The sequence below is a fragment of the Pseudomonas sp. FBCC-B545 genome, assembly GCF_059134095.1.
The window spans coordinates 3,276,527-3,298,493 of the sequence record NZ_CP101441.1 but is presented as its reverse complement, the minus strand read 5'-3'; the positions used below and the strand labels follow the sequence as shown (position 1 = coordinate 3,298,493).

The 21,967-nt window shown below is 56.2% G+C and carries 17 protein-coding genes and 1 pseudogene; 6 read left to right on the top strand and 12 right to left on the bottom strand.

Annotated features, from left to right (window positions below; translation table 11 throughout):
- Window positions 1-79: 79 nt before the first annotated feature.
- Entirely contained in the window at window positions 80-1,510 is a 1,431-nt protein-coding gene (locus NMB39_RS15410; protein ID WP_494340503.1) for an amidase, read from the bottom strand.
- A 290-nt stretch (window positions 1,511-1,800) separates the two neighbouring features.
- Entirely contained in the window at window positions 1,801-2,700 is a 900-nt protein-coding gene (locus NMB39_RS15405) for an alpha/beta fold hydrolase (RefSeq protein ID WP_057022377.1), read from the bottom strand.
- A gap of 366 nt (window positions 2,701-3,066) precedes the next feature.
- On the opposite strand from NMB39_RS15405, the gene NMB39_RS15400 reads away from it, so the two are divergent.
- Both NMB39_RS15400 and NMB39_RS15395 read left to right on the top strand, forming a co-directional pair.
- On the top strand, window positions 3,067-4,440 hold the full coding sequence (locus tag NMB39_RS15400; RefSeq protein WP_494340504.1) for an amidase family protein: 1,374 nt from the start codon (window positions 3,067-3,069) through the stop codon (window positions 4,438-4,440).
- Window positions 4,441-4,611: 171 nt separating this feature from the next.
- Complete coding sequence (locus NMB39_RS15395; protein WP_494340505.1) at window positions 4,612-5,529, top strand: helix-turn-helix domain-containing protein; 918 nt, start codon at window positions 4,612-4,614, stop codon at window positions 5,527-5,529.
- 212 nt (window positions 5,530-5,741) lie between these two features.
- Here NMB39_RS15395 and NMB39_RS15390 read toward each other — a convergent pair.
- The 9 genes and pseudogenes from NMB39_RS15390 to NMB39_RS15350 all read right to left on the bottom strand — a co-directional run.
- A pseudogene (locus tag NMB39_RS15390) lies at window positions 5,742-5,856 on the bottom strand (recombinase family protein); the annotation flags it as partial.
- A 352-nt stretch (window positions 5,857-6,208) separates the two neighbouring features.
- Window positions 6,209-6,565 carry a type II toxin-antitoxin system RelE/ParE family toxin gene (locus NMB39_RS15385; RefSeq protein ID WP_198720445.1) on the bottom strand — a complete coding sequence of 119 codons (357 nt, stop codon included), beginning with the start codon at window positions 6,563-6,565 and terminating at the stop codon, window positions 6,209-6,211.
- Between the two features lie 2 nt (window positions 6,566-6,567).
- A complete protein-coding gene (locus NMB39_RS15380; RefSeq protein WP_057022374.1) occupies window positions 6,568-6,858 on the bottom strand; it encodes a type II toxin-antitoxin system ParD family antitoxin in 291 nt (96 codons plus the stop codon).
- 340 nt (window positions 6,859-7,198) lie between these two features.
- Complete coding sequence (locus tag NMB39_RS15375) at window positions 7,199-8,974, bottom strand: SIR2 family protein (protein WP_494340506.1); 1,776 nt, start codon at window positions 8,972-8,974, stop codon at window positions 7,199-7,201.
- A 317-nt stretch (window positions 8,975-9,291) separates the two neighbouring features.
- Window positions 9,292-9,900, bottom strand: coding sequence for a His-Xaa-Ser repeat protein HxsA (gene hxsA / locus NMB39_RS15370; protein WP_494340507.1), 609 nt, complete (start codon window positions 9,898-9,900; stop codon window positions 9,292-9,294).
- Entirely contained in the window at window positions 9,897-11,132 is a 1,236-nt protein-coding gene (gene hxsC / locus NMB39_RS15365) for a His-Xaa-Ser system radical SAM maturase HxsC (RefSeq protein WP_057022371.1), read from the bottom strand. Before hxsC ends, hxsA begins: the two co-directional genes overlap by 4 nt.
- The gene (gene hxsB / locus NMB39_RS15360) at window positions 11,132-12,619 is read right to left on the bottom strand and encodes a His-Xaa-Ser system radical SAM maturase HxsB (RefSeq protein ID WP_057022370.1); all 1,488 of its coding nucleotides are present in this window, start codon (window positions 12,617-12,619) and stop codon (window positions 11,132-11,134) included. Before hxsB ends, hxsC begins: the two co-directional genes overlap by 1 nt.
- Window positions 12,616-12,915 (bottom strand): His-Xaa-Ser system protein HxsD, encoded by a 300-nt coding sequence (gene hxsD, locus NMB39_RS15355; protein ID WP_494340508.1) that lies wholly within the window; start codon window positions 12,913-12,915, stop codon window positions 12,616-12,618. The genes hxsB and hxsD overlap by 4 nt, the downstream gene beginning before the upstream one ends.
- A 346-nt stretch (window positions 12,916-13,261) precedes the next feature.
- A complete protein-coding gene (locus NMB39_RS15350) occupies window positions 13,262-14,176 on the bottom strand; it encodes a LysR family transcriptional regulator (protein WP_046068070.1) in 915 nt (304 codons plus the stop codon).
- A gap of 256 nt (window positions 14,177-14,432) precedes the next feature.
- Between NMB39_RS15350 and NMB39_RS15345 the strand changes: the two genes are divergently transcribed.
- The 4 genes from NMB39_RS15345 to pgm all read left to right on the top strand — a co-directional run bounded on the left by NMB39_RS15345 (window position 14,433) and on the right by pgm (window position 20,772).
- Window positions 14,433-15,455, top strand: a complete 1,023-nt coding sequence (locus NMB39_RS15345; RefSeq protein WP_043049405.1) for a zinc-dependent alcohol dehydrogenase family protein — start codon at window positions 14,433-14,435, stop codon at window positions 15,453-15,455.
- Window positions 15,456-16,160: 705 nt separating this feature from the next.
- Complete coding sequence (locus NMB39_RS15340; RefSeq protein WP_124356121.1) at window positions 16,161-17,585, top strand: hypothetical protein; 1,425 nt, start codon at window positions 16,161-16,163, stop codon at window positions 17,583-17,585.
- A gap of 33 nt (window positions 17,586-17,618) precedes the next feature.
- Window positions 17,619-19,025 (top strand): aminotransferase-like domain-containing protein, encoded by a 1,407-nt coding sequence (locus NMB39_RS15335; protein ID WP_057022367.1) that lies wholly within the window; start codon window positions 17,619-17,621, stop codon window positions 19,023-19,025.
- 103 nt (window positions 19,026-19,128) lie between these two features.
- Window positions 19,129-20,772: a phosphoglucomutase (alpha-D-glucose-1,6-bisphosphate-dependent) gene (gene pgm / locus NMB39_RS15330; protein ID WP_124400599.1), complete on the top strand. Its 1,644-nt coding sequence runs from the start codon at window positions 19,129-19,131 to the stop codon at window positions 20,770-20,772.
- A gap of 364 nt (window positions 20,773-21,136) precedes the next feature.
- On the opposite strand, the gene NMB39_RS15325 is transcribed toward pgm, so the two are convergent.
- Window positions 21,137-21,832 (bottom strand): pirin family protein, encoded by a 696-nt coding sequence (locus NMB39_RS15325; RefSeq protein WP_056845915.1) that lies wholly within the window; start codon window positions 21,830-21,832, stop codon window positions 21,137-21,139.
- Between the last annotated feature and the right edge of the window lie 135 nt (window positions 21,833-21,967).

Below are 21,967 nucleotides of genomic sequence, written 5' to 3'. Positions count from 1 at the left end.
TTATCGGGGCTGAGTCCATGGGCTTGTATTACGCGTAAAACGTTGGTGGCAGCTCGACGAACCTGTATAAGGGGATAGGTTATACCGCACCAATTCCCCGCCATGCGCCTTTTAGTCGTATAAGTCGGTCGGGAAATGCTCTCTCGTAACAGAGCGCTGCACTGAGGACGTCTGAGTCCGCTCCACGTGATCCAATGATTTGCAAACCAATTGGCAGCCCCTCTTTGCTCAAGCCACATGGCACAGAACAGGCTGGCTGCTGACTGAGATTGATGGGGAAGCTAAATGAGCACCATTCAGTCCAACTTTTTGCATCGCTGGACCGAGGAACGTCTTTACCCACCTCAAAGGGAAGGATTGGGACGGATGGAGACATGATAAAGTCGAAATCAGAAAGTAAATTATCCATCGCCGAGCCATATCTGTTCCGCCAAACCTCTGCCTCCAGCCTCTCGACCCCACTGTATCTGCGCCCAACGATAGCGGCCCGGAGGAGTCCTGGGTCAAGATTGGCATGGTTTCGCGTGCTGATTGATGTCAGAAGATTTGCCGCCCCGATATACCAGTGTCGGTTGTACATCTCGAGGAGCTCATCCTGATAAGGGAGCCGCATCTCAGTCACCGACGCCCCTGCCGCTTCCAAACCTACGAGTGTTGCTTCAATAGCCGTGGCCACTTGGCCATCCACGTTTCCGATGCAGGGTGTACGCCAGTATCCGATTCGTTTGCCTCTCCATGTGAATGGCGCCAAAGAAACGTTCGGGAACGCCATCGGCGGTTGCGTCCAATCACGTAAATCTCGACCTGATAGAACCCGAAGCATCGCCGCAGCGTCAGCGACAGTACGCGTAATTGGACCGATGTGCGCTACTGTGCCGAACGAACTAGGCGGGTAGACAGGAACGCGGCCGTGACTGGGCTTTAGCCCAAAAACTCCGGTGAAGGACGCTGGTATCCGGATGGAGCCACCACCGTCCGTACCGAGGTGTAACACACCCGCCCCGCAGGCCGCTGCCACAGCCGCCCCTCCCGAAGAGCCACCTGGTGTACAGGTTGGATCCCACGGATTACGCGTTACACCGAACGCTGGGCTGTCAGTAACCGTTTTCCAGCTGTATTCCGGAGCGGCAGTTTGGCCGATGAACACTGCCCCGGCTTCGCGCAGCCGAGAAACGGACGGTGCATCTTGGTTGTTCGGCGTTCCCGGCGTTGTCATACTTCCATAGCGGACGCTCCATCCCTCAACGTGGAAGATGTCCTTAAGGGTCGTCGGGATACCATCGATAAGCGAAAGCGGCTTCCCATTCCGCCAACGCTTTTCAGATGCCTTGGCTGCTGTCAGCGCACCATCGAAATCAATATATGTAAAGGCGTTCAACGCATCTTGAACTTTTATGCAACGATCAAGCGCCGCACGCACAACGTCAACAGGTGACAGATGCCGACTTTTATAAGCTGCCAATAGCGTCGCGCTGTCCAGCTCACACAGATCCGGCCAATCAATGTCCATTCTCAAATTCCCGTACTCAAATGCTTCTTTACGCTTCGAGCGCACGACCCTCACCCATTTGGGAGGGGCAAAAAACTTAATACATTCTGATATTGGCCTTGCATGGCATTGGTGTTTTGGCACGAGCCAGTATGCGCAATTACTTCGGCACTACAGCCAGCACTGGAAACCTATAAAGTTGATTACCTGGTCGATAAGTACAGAGCAGCCTTTGAGTCTCGAATTGAAGCGCCCCGTTAACAGATGACTTTAAGAGCGCTTGAGACACTGCCCTGTCTATTATCAAATGATTACGCCAAATGCGCTTGCCAACGATTGATAAATTCCAAAGTAAGCTTATTAACTTCGTTGGGGTTCGTGGCGCTCAAAAAATGGTGTCCACCTTCTACAGAAGCCAGTTCTGCGCTGCGCGAACGAGAGAACATCTTGATTTCCTTCTCAGCATGCGAGACAGAGTATACGACGTCGTTTGTGCCATGCAGCCACAAGACTGGGCAAGTTATCGAATCCAGACGACCACGCAAACTATCTCGGTCGCGCAAGTTGATTGTGCACATGCGCAGGCGCGCTCTACCATCGTCGCCATTGTAATTCTCTTTCAAGCGAGCCGTCCAAAATGAACGCATCTGCGCATCTACGGTTGCGCCGAACGCTGGATCAATGAGGTCATTGCAGTATTGGTCGGACAACGTCCAGTCAGTATCGACTTGCTCAGCTAACTCAGATATCCACGGACTGCAGAATTGATCTGCGTTCCAGCAGCCGATCTCTCGACTTTCGGCGCTTTCATAATCCATCGAGGTGCCAAGCAAAATAATCCCGTTGATTTTGGTTGGCGCGAGCAGTGCCATGCGCGCCGCAATCCATCCGCCCTGCGATGTGCCTAGGGCAAACGCTGAGCGAATTTCGAGGTTTTCCAGAACTTGAAGGTTAGCGGCTGCACTATCCCAATAGGTGAACTGCTCGCTGTTTGTACGAGTCGCTCCATGTCCATAAGGCTCAATGGCGAGCAAGTTCGTGCTGCCGCTCAAGCTACTATCTGAAAACTGCGCGCAAAAAAGCTCCGATGAAGTAGTAAAGGAGTTTATAAGCACAAGGGTTGGAAGAGCTGGATCAAAGTTTGCGCTTAGCCTGTATCCTATTTGGGAGCCGCCCAAATGAGTAATATCCATCGTCTTCAAAGTCGTCATCGTTGGTTTCCTTAATTTGTTCGAGATACGGAAACTAATCTTAGTCCGCCAAAAAAACGCACGCCACACTAAAATTGCTGACTTATGCAGCGAATCTTGCGGTTCTGCGTTCTCTTGCCAAAAGTTACCAGTCCGAGCAGTATGATGGTAGCCGCTTACGGATTGTCGGCTATTCCAAAGAGCGAATCTGCGTTACTTAATGGGCCCGTCGTAGCCTCACTGTCTACACGTCGGCGTCACTCAGCCAAGAGGTTGATAAGCCGCCTTCAGTGACTGCTGGTCTCGAATGGAATGGCCTTCTTTACGATGCTTACAGTCTCGTGTCTTTAATGGCGAATCACTTAACACGGAATTCGGGGGGGCAGAATGAAACTTAGGGAGGATAATGGCTTAATATCCGGACTGACGGAGCTAATTAAGAGCGGTGCTACGACGGCCACCGACATCGCTCATGCCACATTTCACGCGATCGCCAATTGCGACGACACCGCAATATTCACTTCAGTTACTCCCGAGAGGGCTTTCAGAGAGGCTGAAGCCTCTTCCAAGCGAATCTTAGAAGGTCGTTCCCTTGGAGTCCTTGATGGCATCCCTGTGGCGTGGAAGGATCTTTATGATTTGAAGGGAATGGTCACGCGCGCGGGGTCTCGCATTCTTGACCAAGGCCCGGCTCTTGTTGACGCTGAATTGGTGCGTCGCTTAACAGATGCGGGCGCGGTGACGGTGGGGAAGCTGAATATGACTGAGTTCGCTTTTTCAGGGCTTGGGCTCAATCCTCATTATGGCACGCCAAGGAATCCTTGGGACCGGAAAGAACCACGCATTCCGGGGGGATCTTCATCAGGGTGTGGCGTCGCCGTAGCGCTTGGCCTTGTATCCGCAGCTATCGGAACAGACACAAGTGGCTCAGTGCGGATACCCGCTGCGCTCAATGGCATCATTGGATTTAAGACTTCGAGCGGGCGGTGGCCTCTTAATGGTTGTTACCCTCTTTCGCGCACTCTTGATACGGCTGGAGTCTTGACACAAACGGTCGTAGATGCAGCCATTATTGATGCTGCTGCTCGTGGACTCGCCATAGCCGAGCGACCCCGCCGAACCGTTCGGGGCATACGGCTGGTTGTTCCCACAAACGCGGTTTGGGATGGCGTGGAGCCGGCCGTCCTCAGTAACTTTGAGTCCGCGATCGGCCGTCTAAGTGATGAAGGTGCCGTTATAGAACGTCGGCGGTTGCCAGTTTTGGACGATGTGCTGTCACTAGGGGCTAGATACGGCACACTCGTTGCCATTGAAGCCTATGAGCTTCACGGCCACCGCTTGCTTACAACCGCAGCCAACCTGATGGATAGAAGAGTGAAGTCACGTCTAGTAGAGGGGGGCAGCATCAGCACTGAATCGGCGGCAGCACTACGTACCTCGCGTGGATGCTTAATTGAATCCTTGGCTGCGCTATTTGATGGCAATACATTTGTCGCATTTCCAACAGTCCCCATTGTCGCTCCCCTCCTAGTGCTCCTTGAAAACGATGACGAAGCATTTGCCGCGACGAATGCGCTTATGCTCAGAAACACGATGATCGGCAGCTTTTTGAATTGGTGTGGCGTGGCCATTCCTAGCGGATTCGATGCGACTGGTCTTCCGACATCTGTTCTTTTCTCAGGTGGGCCGGGCGATGACAGCCAATTGTTGTTGGCGACAATCGCCATGGAGCCCTTGGTCCGTTCTAGCAGTTATTACTAACTGGGCTTGACAAAAGATAGGAAATAGAGACAGCGTGGTCAGTCGGATTGATAAGGTATGTCAAATTCAAGCGGGTACTTTGTCAAAATCCTTAATGGATGCATAAGATTTGCAAACCCAAACCTTATCCATCATTAGCGCTAGAAGTTTTGTGTAGTCAGGGGAGAGCTCATGAGTGGAGGTTTTGGAAGCAAATACCTAGACGGCGGAAGTAATCTGTTGAAATCATCGGCGGATCTAGGGTGGACTAGCGTACTGACGGCAGAAATGTATCGGCACGTGACGCTTGAATGCTCCGATTTTCTGCAGCCAGTGACAGAAGTCGTTGTCAATATTGCCGGCACAGCATATTTTCGCAGAAGGGCAGCGGGAACTGAACAGAGATTCGTTTCTCATACAGGTTCTGCCAGCATCTGTCCCCAGGGAGTCGCCGTTAGATATCTACACCTTAATTCTGGTCCCGTGGACTTACTGCACATTTATATGCCGCCAGATCTCTTTGGAACTCTACGTCAGCGGGAAGAAAGTACAATGAACCCTAGCTTTGAATATGTAGGGGGGCTCCATGACCCACTCATTCAAGGAATTGGTTTTGCTGTGGCCGAGGAACTTGTAAGAAGAGACTCACAGGAAGCGACAAGCCGATTAATGTTGGATTCGTTAGCCGTCGGGCTGGCGGCACGACTACTGCAGCGATACCGTATTGATGACCGTAAAAACTTTACTGAATCATACTTTGATGCTAATTCGGGGAGAGGCTTAGACCGAACGCGGCTCAAACGTGTACTAGAGTATATACAACACAACCTGGACAGAGATATTTCGCTCGACGATCTGGCTAACGCAGCCTGCCTTAGTGTTTTTCATTTTTCGAGGTCATTCAAAGTTGCGACTGGCGCATCTCCTATCAGATATATATCAGACCTGCGCATTAAGCGCGCGCAATCTTTGCTTATTGATAAAGATGTAAGCATTAGCGAAATTGCGATGCAATCAGGCTTTACCTCTGCAGCTAATCTTGCTCGATCTTTCAGAAAAACTGTTGGCGTATCGCCGAGCGAATACCGATTGCAGCGCACGTGCAGATAGGACGGGCCGCTGGCCGGTAAGATGACGCATCTAAATATTGTAGATTGCTTCAATGCTGCAAGGTAGTAGACGACATCGGCGCGCCCCCACGGCGTGGCCCAACAGTCATCACGAGGGCTCGTGGCCGATAACTGCCTATCGATCTATGCTGCAATCAAGGACGCAGCTCGTCGTCGTCTATCGACCATTTGTTGTCACATTGCGCGCCTGACGACTGCCTGAGCCTGACGTTCGCGGGGTTGCTCGTCCTTGCGCGATGGCGGCCATCATATCCACCAACATTGAGTTGATGGCTCCCAGCATCCGCCCGGAGAACTCGTCGCCCTCCGGGGGCATCGGTGGGGGCATCCTTTTCAAGGAACCGAAATTTGCCCCCCAACTATGTCCCCATGAGTCGTGGAATCCATTGGATTTAGACAGGCGACAATGAACTTAAATTGCCAATAACCTATTGTTATAAAACAGTTTTATGGGATTCACTGGGGCTCCATTACAGGCTATCGGGGTCCCCGAAGAACATTTTGACTAGGCTCTGGGACGATGTTTTCAGGTCGATAACACTTTCGTTTGCCCCCACTTTTGCCCCCCATTCATACCGAGTGTGCGAGTGATCGCAAATGGCGATCTCCGACGGACTTCGCTATTCCTGGCCAGTTAAGCCGTTGGGCCAGGTCGCTAATCAGTCGTTAGGCAAGTGCAACTGCACTTCCATGGCGTCATGAAGGAGTCTGACGACCTCGATCACGTCGTCGTTTGTCACACGATAGAACACTATATGGCGTGGGCTTTTGACCGTTCCATGGGTTTGTTTGGCCTGCTGGCGTGAATAGATGAGGTGATAGCTGCGAAGGCCCGGTGCAAGTTCATCGCGGTCGTGGCTGCCAATGCGATAAGGCGTGTCGGCAAGCGCTTGCAGCGCCGCGAGGATCAGCGCCTGGTAGCGCTGGCGTGCTTGATCGCCGAACTGCGTCTGGGAGAGCCTGAGGATGTCGACAATGTCGGCGCGCGCCGCGTTGGAAATCCGATACTGCGGCATGCTCAGTGTTTCTCTCTCGCGGGGAGGGTTGCCTCCAGGCTCAAGCCCTCGAGGTAGTGCTCCATATCCTCTTCGTTCACCTGAGTAAAGCGCCCGTGTTCAAGATCCATGATGCCAATCGAGGTCGCCTGACGCAGGGCTTCAATTTTGGCGGTGTCTTCGGCGACACGCTGCTCCAATAAACGTAAACCTTCTCGCATCACTTCGCTGGCATTCTGATAACGGCCGGACTGCACCAGATCCTGGATAACCTGTTCTTGGTGAGGGGTAAGTACAACGTTTCTCGTTGCCATAATGAGCTCCAGCTTTCGGTAAACAGTTTCTTCTGATCATTGGCATATTATGCCATTTTGCTTGCGAACACATGGTTTGGGATTTTAATCTGAAGGACTGTGTCGTACGGCTTCATCCTTTGCTCCATTCGAAAAAAGGCTGTCGCAGGGGGGCGTTGTGGACTGAGCCCCCAACGCAGCCCTACAGGCAGTCAGCAAGCTACCTCCTTCGTTGATGAAGAACGCATAAATCACCTCCCTCGATGCCTGCTGCCAGAATCAAAACTTGTCTTAGAGTTTCAGCAGCAAACGCATGTAACCCATTTGAATCGTATTTGCATTAATTGGAATGCGTGAGGCGTCAGTACCTGGACAGCCGCTTCAGTCCTTCAAGAATTTGCTCCAGGTAGCTTTGCGACCCAAGTGCGAACCCTGCTGCCAGCAGCGGGGCCCTGTACTCGTTGGTCGCATATTCGTGAGCGAAGCGGTTGATGGTCTCTGAATGCCAGGAAAGCCGGCCCAATGCGATTCTTTTGAAATCGTGGTTTTTCACGGCATCCGCGAGCGACTCTTCACTGACTCCGCGTTGCTCGCAGAAGAACAGGAAACTGAAAAACTCAAAACGTTCGTAAAGCAGCCCGTGATCCTGCAGACCTGCGAAGTCAGGCGCCCACCGAGACGCAAGACGGTCATGGAGTCGGTTGCACAAGGGGGTAAGAGCTCTACTTTGGTCTTCGAAGCTCCTCCATAATTCAAGCAGGCCATTGGCTCCCTCAACGTAGAACGGTGATAGATCAACTCCCACAGGGAAAGGCATTTCGCGCCGATTGATAAGGGTCGTGTTAAACAGCTCGTTTAGCTCGCTCAGGCGATTGGCCCGCACAAGTCCCATGCCATACGCATAGGTAACAAGTGCTATCGGGTAACTCTTCAATGCAAGTCCAGCTGCCCAGCCTGACTGCTCGACTTGAGACGCAGCGTGCAGGCCCTTGATCGCATCCAAAACGATCAGATGCTCAACACCTGCACCCCATCGCCCTAACACTGCACAAAGGCGTGCTAGTGGCTCGATGGCCGCTTCGTATATCTCAACCAGATCGATAAAGTCCTTGGACGTGCTGCCCTGAGGTCGTTCTGTGAAGAGAGGAGCCAGATGGCTGATCGCTTGATGAGCCTGGCTTGTCACTAAATCATCGAGCTGAATCCTGTGTTCGGGTCTGGCCATAAAGCGTTTGGCCATAGCGAGAGTCAGCTCGATGCCGGCTGGGTTCTGCAGGCGGGATTGCTGGATGGTTTCCAGTTTGAGGTTCAGCCCATCGAAGAAGGTGTCGGCATCAAGGCCCGTCACGACGTTGGCGCGCCGCTGAGTGATGAGCTCTTGGCCACGCTCGCTCAATTTTCCTCGCGAAAGCCAGTAGGTCGGGTAGCGACGGGAGGGCGCCCTCAAAAAAGCCGCCCTCAGCGCATGATCCCACTCACCTGACCAGCCCGCGACGATCAGCCCAAACTCATCGATGATGCGGTCAAGCAGCGTATTGAACGCTGGCGGATACTTGCCCAGCTCCCCATCGGTATTGAGGATCCTGGCATCCTTGTAATCACCATGGATCTTCAGGATGTAGCAGGACGCATGAGTGAGTGGCTCCGCTCCTCCGAGGGTGTCTTCTGAGCTGACTACAGTTGGCTCAACGCCGACATCGCGAAGTGCATTTTCCATGAGTCGGTCGAAGTTCGTCGTGATGATCACGCGCACATAACCCGCTTTGATCATCGCAGCGATCGCTCGATGTGCGGGGGTAGGCAGTTTAAGGCCATCCTCTAACTCGTCTTCGCTAGGTTCCAGAAAGCCTTGAATGATGGCTCGCCGCTCAGTCTGGGTTGTCGCCAGGCGTTCGAGCAACGTGGAGTAATTGGGCTGCTCTCCTGTTTGACCTACGTACCACGCGAGCCAATCTTCCTGTTCGCCGGTACCAGACGCTATGCCCCATCGTTTCACCAGCTCCATAGTGATTTCCCAGCCGGTCGGTATTCCCGCCGAGCGTGATACCCCCGAGCCAAGAAGCACTGCGTAGACGCCTTTGTTTTCAAACATTGAAAACGCGATTTGGGCTGTTGAATCACTGATGGCAGCAGTCATGCACATTCCTAAATTTCAGCGGGGAGGTGAGGTTTCTGCGCGAGCATCGGCTTATCTAAGAGTAGTCAGATCCGTGTCGGTCGGTGGCAGCGACGGTGGCTGGTGACGACTTGCTGCATCTCCAGCCAATCGACCTATTTGCGGTGCAAGATAAGCCCATGATTGTCGGCGCTGATGCGATTTTGACCCTGGTTGCTGATTTTGACTGGCCCACACGCTGCCTCCGAAATCACCCGCAAGGTAATCATTTCTTGAGTACTCGGGTGGGTCAATGAGTTCCGGTAGCCTGGGTCAAAAATCGCATCAGCGTCAACAACTTATGGAATCTTGATACCCAACGCATTCAGCGAGGCCGTATCCATCCGGCCATTCACGGTCAGCCCACTGTCCATCTGAAAGGCCATCAACGCACCACGTGTTGCTTTGCCCATCACCCCATCAATGGCGCCTTGGTAATACTGGCGCACCATCAGCGCGGTCTGCACTCGGGTGACCAGGTTGCTTTTCTGCTCATTGGTCGCGCGGCTCTTTGAAGTGCTCGAACTTGTCCCGCTGGTAGTGCCAGACGACTGATAAAGGCTGTTGCTGCTTGGGGTGCTGCTCGAAGCACTCGGCGCGCTGTAGCTTCGGGTGCTGGTAGCGGGTGGGCTGTAGTAGCGAGGTGCGCTATAGCCACCCGAGCCGCTGTAGTGAGAACTGTGCGAACTGTGGGACCGGTGAGAACTGTGCGAGCGATGTGCCGCATAGATGTTGACGGTGTCTGGCGCATTGAGCGTATCGGCAAATACTGGGGGCTGTAGCTTGTCGTTGGGTTGCCAGTTCGCATCGGCGAGCGACAGTTGGCCCGCCTGTGCCAGAGTCGTACCTGCCATTGGCAGCAAGCTGATCCCACTGATCAGGACTTTCCAGCGGTCGAGCAATTTCACTGTGCACTCCTTGTATAGGCGCTAAAGGCCTCGGGCGATAGTAGTTGTACGCCGCGGCTCTGCCAGCGGTCGGTGTGGGATTTGAAGAAGCCAGAGCAATGTTTGACGGCAGCGCATTGCTGGCAGGTATCGATGAACAGGTTCTTCCAGTCGGAGATGCTCTGGCGGGCGAAACGCGAGAGGTGGGCCGGGATCAGGCACAGGGGCAAGTTGTAGATCGAAACCGGAACTCCGCGGTTGAACAGGAAATACACGGCCTGGCTCAACGACTTTTGATAGTCCAGCGGGTCAATCCACAGTTCTTCGTAGTTCTTTCTGGCCAGGCCGGTACTCTCGATACCCATCAGCGCAACATGCCGCACGAAGGGCAGGTTCCTGAACACGTAGTGGGCGAGCTCGGGCAAGCGTGGCGTGGTCAGGCGATTGAGCACCACGCGTATCTCGATGATCTGGTTGGCGCGCGCCAGATTGTAAAGACCTTGCAGGGTTTCACTAAAAGCGCCTGGAGCCTGCACCACATGGTCATGGTCTTCGGCATTGTCGGCATACAGCGGGATGCCCCAGCTCAACTGAGGGTGACCGATGGAAGAGAGCGCAGCGATCCAGCTCGGGTCTTGGAACAGACGCCCGTTGCTGAGTACATGAATGGATTTCTGTGGCAAAACGGCTTTGCACTTGGCCAGGATTTCGAGCAGGCCGTCGCGATAAAGCGTGGGTTCTCCGCCGCTGATTCCCAGATTCTCCTCGCCCGAGTCCATCAGGTCGATCAGTCGTAGGTTCTCCTCGATGTGCCAACGGTCATCGATATCTTTGGGCGGCTGCGAGCACATCAGGCAGAGGCTGTTGCAACGATCGGTCATGAACAGCAGGTTGCTGTCTGAGCCTCGTCGATAGAGCACTCGCACCAACGCGCTGCCTGGTGTGATGGCAATGACATCGCCGGGCTGCACGACATCCGCATCGTTGGGGGTGTGCAGGTATGGCCGCGCGCAGTCGAAGTCGCCGATCAATGGCTCCGGGATCAAGAATCCACCCACTGGTAATGAGAGCAGATGCGGGCTCCGTAGCCGTTCTTCGTTTGGCAGCCAAAGCAGCAAGTCACCGAATTCAGCGCTTCCGGCACAAACAGCCAGGCCTTGTTCGATGAATTCATCCAGAGTGATGACTTTGAGCAGTTTCGGCTCATTCAGGTGATGGATTTCGAAGCGGGTATCTTTGCGCAGCATCGCCATCAGCCCCTGTAACCCGGAAATCGAACATCGTTGTAAGCGCGCCTGTTCAACCAAGACAGCAGCACTCTCTGCACGTTGTCGTCGCCATCGCAAAGCAGGCCGAAAAGATGCTTCAGCAGCCCCATGTTCTTCTTGCAGAAGCTGCTGAACACTCGGTGTCCGATTGGGTCAGCTTGGCGGGCATAGTGTTCGACGGGGTCAGCACCACAGTACGGGACAAGTGCGCAGTCGGAACAGCCCGGCAGCGCCTCTGCTACACCACTGGCGAGCAACGCATTCATAACGGGCGATGCGAGTAATTCAGACAAGGGTTGCTGTACGGTGCCGAGCCTCAAGCCGTCTTCACCCATCTCCAGCAACATTCGGGCTTCGTCCGAGGGATAGACGTAACCGTCATAGTTGTAAACCAGCGCTGCAGTGCCTGCGCCAGCAGGGGAGCGCAGGTCTACATAGCCGGAGGAGAAGGGTGTTAGGATATTTTTCAGCAACAGGCTCGTATAACTCTCTGAGAGGTATACGCTCTGTTGGTTGATATGCAGCAAATAGGCAAGTGCCTTCTTGTAGAAGGCCAGGTATCGCTCAATAGGGTAATCAAGTCGAAGGGCACTCTTGGTGGCAAACCCATAAGGGCTCAGAGGCCGAAGCGAGATGCTGGAGAAGCCCTGGCTTACATACTCATCGATGATCGCTTCAGGTTGTTCGAGGCTTCTTGAAGTCAGCGTGGTCAGCGCGGAAACCGCATCATGGCCAAGGCGCTCACGGACCCACTGGATGCCTTTTACAGTGCGCTCGTAGGAGTCTCGTGACGGGGTTGGGCGGTTGGCATTGTGCAAGGGCGCCGGCCCATCGAGCGAGGTCGAAAACTGGATGCGATTTTGTTCTGCGAAGTCGAGTATTTCCTCCGTCAGGTGGTGCAGCGTGGTGGTGATGACGAACTGGATATCCCGTTGTTCGACCACGTTTCGTTCGACGACCCATTCGACAATCTGGCGGACGCGCTCGAAGGCCAGAAGCGGCTCGCCACCCTGAAACTCCACAGTCAAGGCGGGAGCGTTCGATTCGAACAGGCGATCGACCGCCGCTTGCGCATCCGCTTCCGACAGATCGTGGCCGGATCCTCCCAGAGGGGCCCGCGACACCTGGCAGTACTGGCAGGTGTGGTTGCAGCGCAATGTAACCACGAACAAGTGCAGAGCAGGGCCCTGGAAGAGGAAGTCCTTGCGGCTGCGATACTGCGCGGCCATTTCCGGGAACGGGTCGTGGCAGCCTGGTTCGTAGATGAAGTGGCGGGCCAGCAGGTCCTTGTAAAAAGGCGTACTTGGTTGAACGTCGAAGTAACTGAGGGCTCGTAATTGCGCGTCGTTCACGTGCATGTACTCACCGGTATCGGAGGTGAGCAGGATGTCACGGTCATTTCCCGTGTTCATGCGCATGAATCGAAAAGGCAGCAAGCGGTAGTGCTTGGCGTCTGTCGCAATCAGTGTCACTGGGAAATCCCACATCCAGCGAGAGCGGCTCGGGCCAGGACCTCGCGCAACCCTACTGTTTCGCGGTTGATATGGTCGCGTAGGGCGAAGTCGTTCAGATGCTGAAGGATCAGCGAGTGAGCCTGCTCCGGGGAAAGCGTTAGCCTTGATTTAGCGGGGTAGGCCGTGAGGCTTATCTGATTTGCTTCAATACCGACCTGGATCGTGACAGTGTCGGCTAGGGAATAAGCGGCGCGTTGCACCACGCTGAGCGGGTAGGCTGCGCTGTCGAGTTTCAGCGTGACTGGCCATGTCATCGGAACCGCTCCTTCAAATCCGTTGGAAACGTGTGGATTTTGCAGGTTGCCGAGGCATTATGCCATCATAATTTTTTACATTTGCACGCATTTGTCCAGCGTGGTGGGTGGTGCGCTCACTACGGCTCGGCCATTGATACGGGGTAGGGCCGAGGGTTCATATCTCCCTTAGTCCACCCATCCTCATCAATAGCTTGCTTGGCCCCAGGCTGGGGGCATCCTTTTCAAACCATCCAAAGCATGCCCTCAAATATGCCCCCAATGTAGCAATCCACCGGAAGTGAATGGAGCTCCATGGTTTGTCGAAAGGCAAAATTGATCAGATAAACAGCCTGCCCGACAACGCCTAAAGACTCTCAGGATCCCCAAAAAACATCTGAATCCGCGACCTCAACCACCGCTCACCCGGGTCATTGTCCTGCGACCCACGCCAGGCCATGTGCAGCTCAAACGAACGCACCGGCAGCGGCGGGTCTTCGGCGCGTAAGCCACCTGCCGACGTCAGCGCCTCGGCGGCGTAATCCGGCACGGTGGCCAGAATGTCCGTACCCGCCAGCAGCGTGCCCAACCCGTTGAACTGCGGGACCGCCAATACCACATGGCGTTTGCGGCCGAGCTTCTCCAGCTCTTCATCAATAAACCCGCTCAGGTCGCCGGCGAAGGACACCAGGGCATGGGGGCGTGAGCAGAAGTCGTCCAGGCTCAATGAGCCTGGCACGCTGTCGGCACGCAGCAGCTTCGGCAGGCTGCGGCGCAGTACCTTGCGCTTGGCGTTGGCCGGCAGATCGGCGGTGTAGCTGACGCCGATGGAGATTTCACCCGAGGCGAGCAAGCCGGGCATCAGGATGTAGTTGACGCGGCGCACCACCAGCACGATGCCCGGGGCTTCGGCGCGCAGGCGCTTGAGCAACTGCGGCAGCAGGGCGAATTCCACGTCGTCGGACAGGCCGATTCGAAACACCGCAGTGCTGGTGGCCGGGTCGAATTCGGCAGCGCGGCTGACGGCGGTGGAGATCGAGTCCAGGGCCGGGGAGAGCAGGGCGAAGATCTCTACGGCGCGGGCCGAGGGTTCCATGCTGCGCCCGGTGCGTACAAACAGCGGGTCATCGAACAGCCCACGCAGGCGCGATAGGGCCGCGCTGATGGCCGGCTGGCCGAGGAACAATTTCTCGGCGGCGCGGGTCACACTGCGCTCATGCATCAAAGTTTCGAATACGATCAAGAGGTTAAGGTCGACACGACGCAGGTCGTTACGGTTCATCTTGTGTCCTGGAAGAGTCTGTAAACTTGACGTGAGCGGCCATATCGTACGATTCAGCAGCATGACCGGCATGAATCTTACGGGGAAAGGCTGGTACTCTGCACCGGCTAATTGATTTTTCCTACGATAGTTGAGGTCTGCTCCTCCTTCGCGAAATCAATGACAGGCATGTCGACTATTAATGGCGACCGGTGGCCTTACTTGGAAAGCCCAGATAGAGTTCATGGCATTAGAGGTTACTTTGACGAGGTTTGCGATGTCCCGCACGATCCGTTTTCACAAGTTTGGTCCGGCCGAGGTGCTCAAATGCGAAGAGCATGCAGCCGCGCAGCCCGCACCGGGCGAAGTGCAGGTGCGTGTCGAGGCGATTGGCATCAGCTGGTACGACATTCTATGGCGCCAGAACCTGGCGTCTTCCCATGCTCGCCTGCCTTCGGGCCTGGGGCATGAGATGGCGGGTGTGGTTGTCGCGTTGGGTGACGGCGTGGATGACCTGGCTGTGGGCGACAAGGTGGCCAGTTTTCCGGCCGAAAGCCCCAACGATTACCCGGTGTATGGCGAGCAGATCATCTTGCCGCGTTCTGCCCTGACCCGTTACCCGGATGTCTTGAGCCCGATTGAAGCCAGCGTGCACTACACGCCGTTGCTGATTGCGTATTTCGCCTATATGGACCTGGCGCGGGTCAAGCCCGGGCAGTTTGCCCTGGTGACCGATGCCAGCCACTGCTCCGGCCCTTCCTTTGTGCAACTGGGCAAGGCCCTGGGTGTGCGGGTGATTGCCGCGACGAAAAACAGCGCCGAACGCGAATACCTGCTCTCCCTCGGGGCGGAAAAGGTCATTGTCACCGAGGAACAAGACCTGCTGATGCAGATCAACAAGTTCACTGACAACCGTGGCGTCGACGTCGTGTTCGATGGCCTGGGGGGCCCGCAGATGTCGTTGCTGGGTGACGTCCTGGCGCCCCGTGGCAGCCTGGTGTTGTATGGCTTGCAAGGTGGCAACCAGACGCCATTCCCGGCCTGTGCAGCGTTCCAGAAGAATATTCAGTTCTTCGTGCACTGTATCGGCAACTTTACCGGCAAGCCGGAGCTGGGCATCGTCCAGGATCAGGTGGCACTGCAGCGTGCCTTGCGTGATATCAACCAGTTGACGGCCGACCGTGTGCTTGTCCCACTGAAAACCACGGTATTTGCGTTCGATCAGTTCGTTGAAGCCCACCGCTATATGGACGAATGCCCATGCCGCGAGCGTGTCGCCTTGCAGGTTGAAGCTGTTTGAGCTGTAGGAGTATTCGCAAATGAATACGCTGGCGTCTGAGCCGATGAGGCAAATGCGCCATTTGACAGGGCTTAACCCACCCCCGGGTTGAGCCTGGCCAGGGGGGCTCCACCCCGCAAACAATACCTTTTTTCCCTTACGCCGCCCTGAAACCCAGTGCGGCGCTGTCGTGTGGGCGCCATTAATGTCTGGGACCTGGCAAATCTGAACGGGTTTTCGGCGATAGTCTGTATCTGTTAATCATTACTTGAGCGCCGATAATTGTGCCTAACCTGTCATCTCAAGGATTGAGCAATGATTGATAACCTGATATTCCCGCAGCGTACTTCAGGAACTAAGCAAGGCGTCTCTGTGCACCCTGAAAGTGTACTGAAAGCGCCCGGTTGTTTTGCAAGGAGCAGATTGAAATGGGTGATTAATACTCGTCAGATGTGTCCCTGGTTTTTTAGTTAAAACAGTGTAGGAAGTTGTCGGAGTATTCCTAGGGCCGGTAACCCAACGCGTCTATGTCAAGCTGGAACGCGATTTTCCCGGGGTTGGGCCACAGTGGGAAGGCATGGGGGGTGCCGGTGCTTTTATTGCAAGGTGCTAATGTTTAATTGTCTTTGCGCCGTGTGGCAGCCGACACACCTACAGTCGTAATGGGTCGAGCAATTCATATTGATAGTTGCTTGAAACTGACACTTCAACTCAGGTAGTAGAATAATGAGCGCAATTCATGAGCAAGCCATGAACTATGTTTACCAACAAGTTCTGCAGCGTATGATCGGGCATTTCACGCGGGCCGAGCGGACTGTACTTCAATTGTTGGTCCAGCGAATTGTGGTGGCAGCCGGCGGCATGGAGCAAGTGGGGCACTACAAAGTGCTGATCACCCACGGCGGCGGCGAGGTCAGCAGTTACACACTGGCAATGTTGCGAGCCGCGCAACTGACCATCGCGGGGCGCGCGCCCAAGACGTTTCACCTGCGGGTTGCTACCCTGCGCTATGCCGGCATGACGCAGGCCACCCTCGACAACTTGAACCAAGGCTATAGCGCGCTTTTCTTTCATGACGACCCGCGTGTGGAGCTGTTGATGGTCGAGAACCGCGACGTCCAGCCTTTCAATCCGCAACGCCCGGCTTCCAGCGTCGGGCGTGAGGTCAGTCAGCGCAATATGCTGCTGCTGGGCCACCTGACGTCCGGCGATATCCGCGCCACACTGTGCAACGACACCTACTTGGCCTTCGGTGAGTTCTACCAATGCGTCGCCACCTGGAACGGCGGTGTGCATGCCATGGTCAGCGGTGACTCGCCACGCAAGCAAAGCCAATACCTGGCGTGGCTGAAAAAAACCGCGCTGGCAACCGGCCTTGATTTCGCGCGTGGCAAACCGATGTCGCTCAACCGGCTGTTTGCACGCATGGAGGAGTGGAGTATCGCTTGCTACCGTGATCTCTATGGCGAGCATTATGTGGGTACAGAGGAGCTGGGCCGGGGCGGGTACCGTCATCTGGCCTATATCGGCATTGCCGACTTGCTCGATGATGTGGATGTATCCCGATCTACGCTGCTGACTGACTTCCTGGCGCACAAGCAGGACCCGTTTGATTTTCACTTCAGCCATCCTGCCGCCCCCAATCCATTACTCATGGCTCACTTGCACGGCTTGCAGGCCCAGTGCCTGCGTGAGCTTTCTTATGAGCATGGCGTCGAAAGTTTTATTCGCCAGGCGATGGACTATATGCGCCGTAGGAAAATCCCAAATGCATTGATCGCCGAGGCGTCAAGCGAGGATGGGCGCATCCTGTCCACCACCTATGCCCAAGAATTTTTCGGCTTGGACGAGGGTCAGTTGACCTGCCTGCTGTTCGCACCCTTCATTGAGCACGGCGAGCGGCTGGAGGGCTTCTTGCGTCAATGCCATCCTGGCATGTTGGTGGCGCTCCCCGAACTGCACAAGGCGCTCCAAGGCAAGCCCGCGCCAGACATGCTGCAACAGTGGCTGGTGGATACCAGCGGATTGCCGTTGCCGATATTGCAGCACGTGTACCGCAAGCGCCCGCTGCAGGTTGAGCGTGGCATCCTGGCACGCAAGCCGCGATTCACGCAGTCCGAAGCACCGACTGCACGGTTATCGGGGCGTTAGCGTGTATTCGTCTGTACGGGCCGGTGAGCGGCCATGAACCTTCGGGGAGAGCGGCAGGCAGACTTTGCCTATCAGGCGGTCTACCGCTACATGATCAACCTGATCAACGAAGTCAGCCTGGAAACACCTGTCAAGTTGCCATCCTTGCGACAGCTGTCGACACGCTTGAACGTGTCGATCTCGACGATCCAATACGCCTACTCGCTGCTGGAGAAGGAAGGGCGGGTGTACTCGGTGGCCAAGTCCGGATACTTCGCCTGGCCGGTAGCCGCCAACCCGCAGCTGATGGCGGGCGCTGACCTGCTCGAAAGGCTCTACGCGGCGGCGCGGCGGCCGGCCATGGTCGTGCTCAGTGGGGATGAACCGGCGCTGCTGGGCTCGCTGGATGGTGACTTGCTGACACTGGAGCGCAAATTGGTGCGCCGCTACCCGCACCAACTGCAGCCCTGGTCGCAACCCTGTGGCGTGTGGGAGCTGCGCGCAGCGTTGGCAGCACGTTATACCTCGTCGCCTACACGCTGCTGGCAGGCCGACGAGGTATATATCGGGGCAGATCTACAGGGTGTACTGGAGATACTGATTGACGCCCTGGGTCTCAAGGGCACTGTGTTGGTGACCGAGTCACCCTGTGATTATCGGGTCTTGCGCCTGTTGCAGGCTGCTGGTGTACGGGTGATCGAATTGCCCTGGCTCGCCGATGGCCGCTTCGACCTGGCGATGTTCGAGCACCTGTTGCGCCACGAACCCGTGCACCTGGTGCTGCTGTCATCGGTGGTGAGCATGCCGTCAGGTACGGCGTTATCGGTTCCGGAGCGGTTGCAGATTGCGCATTTGCTCGAGCAATACGGTTGCTGGCTGCTGGAGAACGACACCTTTGGTGAGCTGAGCTATACGCCATCCCAGGCGGCTTTGCGTCATCTGGTCAACCCGGAGCGGCTGATGGTGTTCTCGTCGTTCGAGAAGGTGTTGGGTCCGGAAGCGCCCTTTGGCTATTTACTGTCGCATCAAATGAGCAGTGAATTGCAGCGCCAGTTTTTACTGCGCTCATTTCGTTTGTCCTCAATCCGTCAGCGGGCCATTGCCCGGCTTTATCAGAGCGGGCGCTTTGACCAGCACCTGCGGGCATTGCGCCAACTTCTACAGGAGCAAGCGCAAGCCATGAGCCAGCGACTGGACGCACGCATGCAAGGGCGCGTGAGCTATCGGGTGCCCATCGCCGGGGCGAGTTTCTGGCTGGAGTCGGTGGCTCCAGTGGATATGCGCCTGATCTTTCAGCGGATGCTCACGCAACAGGTCGTGATAGCGCCGGGTGAGTTATTCAGCCTCAGCGGCTTGCACCATCAGCATATGCGCTTGAGCCATACGTTCGCCGGGCAGCCCAATCTGGATGTCACCTTGGATGCGCTGGCTCAGGCGTTGCTCGAGGCGCAGACCGCCTAGTGTTTGAAATTTCTCTTCAGGCTGTAGGATCGATACCGTCGCGCAGTAGTCCAAGTCCCAGTAAACTGACACTTTTCCGAATCCTTCTTTTCGAGGTTTATGCATGACTATCAGTCCTTTTGCGGGCAAACCGGCGCCGGCCCAGTTGCTGGTGGATATCCCGCGACTGGTCACGGCCTATTACACCGGCCAGCCTGATGCAGCAATCTCTACCCAGCGCGTGGCCTTTGGCACCTCCGGGCACCGGGGCAGCTCATTCGAGCTGAGCTTCAACGAATGGCATGTACTCGCGATCAGCCAGGCCATCTGCCTGTACCGCGAAGCCCAAGGCATCAACGGGCCGTTGTTCGTGGGCCTGGACACCCATGCGCTGTCCACACCTGCCGGTGCCAGTGCTCTGGAAGTATTGGCCGCCAATGGCGTACACGTCATGCTGGCCGAAGGCGATGAATACACGCCGACCCCGGCGATTTCCCACGCGATCATCTGCTACAACCGTGGTCGCACCAGCGGCCTGGCGGACGGTATCGTGATTACACCGTCCCACAACCCGCCGCAGAGTGGCGGTTACAAGTACAACCCGCCTAATGGCGGCCCGGCCGATACCCACGTCACCAAGTGGATCGAAGCCAAGGCCAATGAATTGCTCGCCAACAAGTTGGCCGGGGTCAAGCGCATCACCCACGCCCAGGCACTCAAGGCGGACACCACCCATCGTCATGACTACCTCAACAGCTATGTGGCCGACCTGGTCAATGTGATCGACATGGATGCGATCCGCAGCGCCGACCTGCGCCTGGGCGTGGACCCATTGGGCGGGGCCGGGGTGCGCTACTGGTCGGCGATTGCCGAGCACTACCGTCTGAACCTGGAGGTAGTGAACACCGAAGTCGATGCGACTTTCCGCTTCATGAGCGTCGACTGGGACGGCCAGATTCGCATGGACCCGTCGTCCAGCTACGCCATGCAGGGCCTGATCGGCCTCAAGGAGCGTTTCGACGTCGCGTTCGCCTGCGACCCGGACCACGACCGCCACGGCATCGTCACCCCGTCCGGCGGCCTGTTGGCGCCGAACAACTACCTGGCGGTGTCCATTGATTACCTGTTCCAGAACCGCCCTGACTGGCGCGCTGATGCTGCCGTGGGCAAGACCGTGGTCAGCAGCGGCTTGATTGATCGCGTTGCTGCGCGTATCGGTCGCCGTTTGTACGAAGTGCCGGTGGGCTTCAAATGGTTCGCCGACGGCTTGTTCGAAGGTTCGTTGGGCTTTGGTGGTGAAGAAAGCGCCGGTGCCTCGTTCCTGCGCAAGGACGGCACGGTATGGAGCACTGACAAGGACGGCTTGATCCCGGCTTTGCTGGCGGCGGAAATGACCTCGCGCAAAGGCCAGGACCCGAGCCAGATCTACCGCGGCCTGACCGACGCGCTGGGCGAGCCGTTTGCCATTCGCGTCGATGCCAAGGCGACCCCGGCGCAGAAAGCCCTGCTGGGCAAGCTCGCGCCGGAGCAGGTGACGTCCACGCAATTGGCCGGGGAGAGCATCCAGCAGATTCTCAGCCATGCACCAGGCAATAACCAGGCAATTGGCGGCTTGAAGGTCATGACCGAAAATGGTTGGTTTGCCGCACGGCCATCGGGCACCGAGGACATCTACAAGATCTATGCCGAGAGCTTTATCGGCGAAGATCACCTCAAGCGGTTGGTGGAGGAGGCGCAAGTACTTGTAGACGGTGCGATCGCCCAGTAATCACACCGAACCCAATGTGGGAAGGTCCGTGCCCCGATGGCGGTGAGTCAGTCACAGTTGCATTGACTGACACCGCCTCACCGGGGCATGGGTATCCACACCTTTGGGTGCGCCGCAGGACCCTGTGGGAGGGGGCTTGCTCCCGATGGCGATGGGGCAGCCACAGATGCATTTACTGATACGCCCTCGTCGGGGCATGGGTATCAACGCAACTTTTTAGCAGTCAACAGTAACCCTGGATGGGGCGTATATGTACTCGGTCTAATCCAACATCAGGCCGCCATCGGGAGCAAGCCCCCTCCCATATTGGATCAGGGCGTCAGTCAGATAGCGTTCTGCTGTAAGGCCAGCATCGGGCGCAAGCTCAGGCCAGGTCGACCAACACGATCTCGCTGTCCTCGATCGCCGTCACCCGCAACACCTGCTCATCCTCAACCGCCACGCCATCTCGCGCCTGTGCCCGCAAACCATTGACGTCAATCACACCCGTGGCCGGCACCAGGTACGCCCGGCGGCCGCTGTCCAGTCGGTACTCAGCGCTTTCCCCGGCTTTCAGGTTCGCTGCCACCAAGCGTGCATCGGCACGAATGCTCAGGCTTTCACTGTCGCCGGCCTTACCACTGGCAAGTGTCACAAATCCCTCACGGTTACCTTGTGGAAACGGTTTGGCGCCCCAGGACGGCGGTAGCCCAGCCTGATTCGGGATAATCCAGATCTGGAAAATCTTGGTCGGTGTAGCCTCCAGGTTGTACTCGCTATGGGCGATCCCGGTGCCCGCACTCATCACCTGCACATCACCAGCCTCGGTGCGGCCTTTGTTGCCCAAGTTATCAGCATGACTGATCGCGCCTTCACGCACGTAGGTGATGATTTCCATGTCGCGGTGCGGGTGCTGGGGGAAACCGCTGCCCGGGGCGATGATGTCGTCGTTCCATACCCGCAGGTTGCCCCAGTGCATGCGCTCGGGGTCGTGGTATTCAGCGAAGGAAAAGTGGTGATGGGCGTCAAGCCAGCCGTGATGGGCGCCGCCCAGGGTGTGGAAAGGTCGAAGTTCAAGCATGATCGTCTCCTGTTGATGGGCCTATCATCCGGCACTGCAACATCGATAAAAAGCGTAAAAACTGCCTGATTCCTATCCATATATTCGATAGATGTCGTCTGTAACAACTTTCACTTCATCGCCTAACTGCATGAC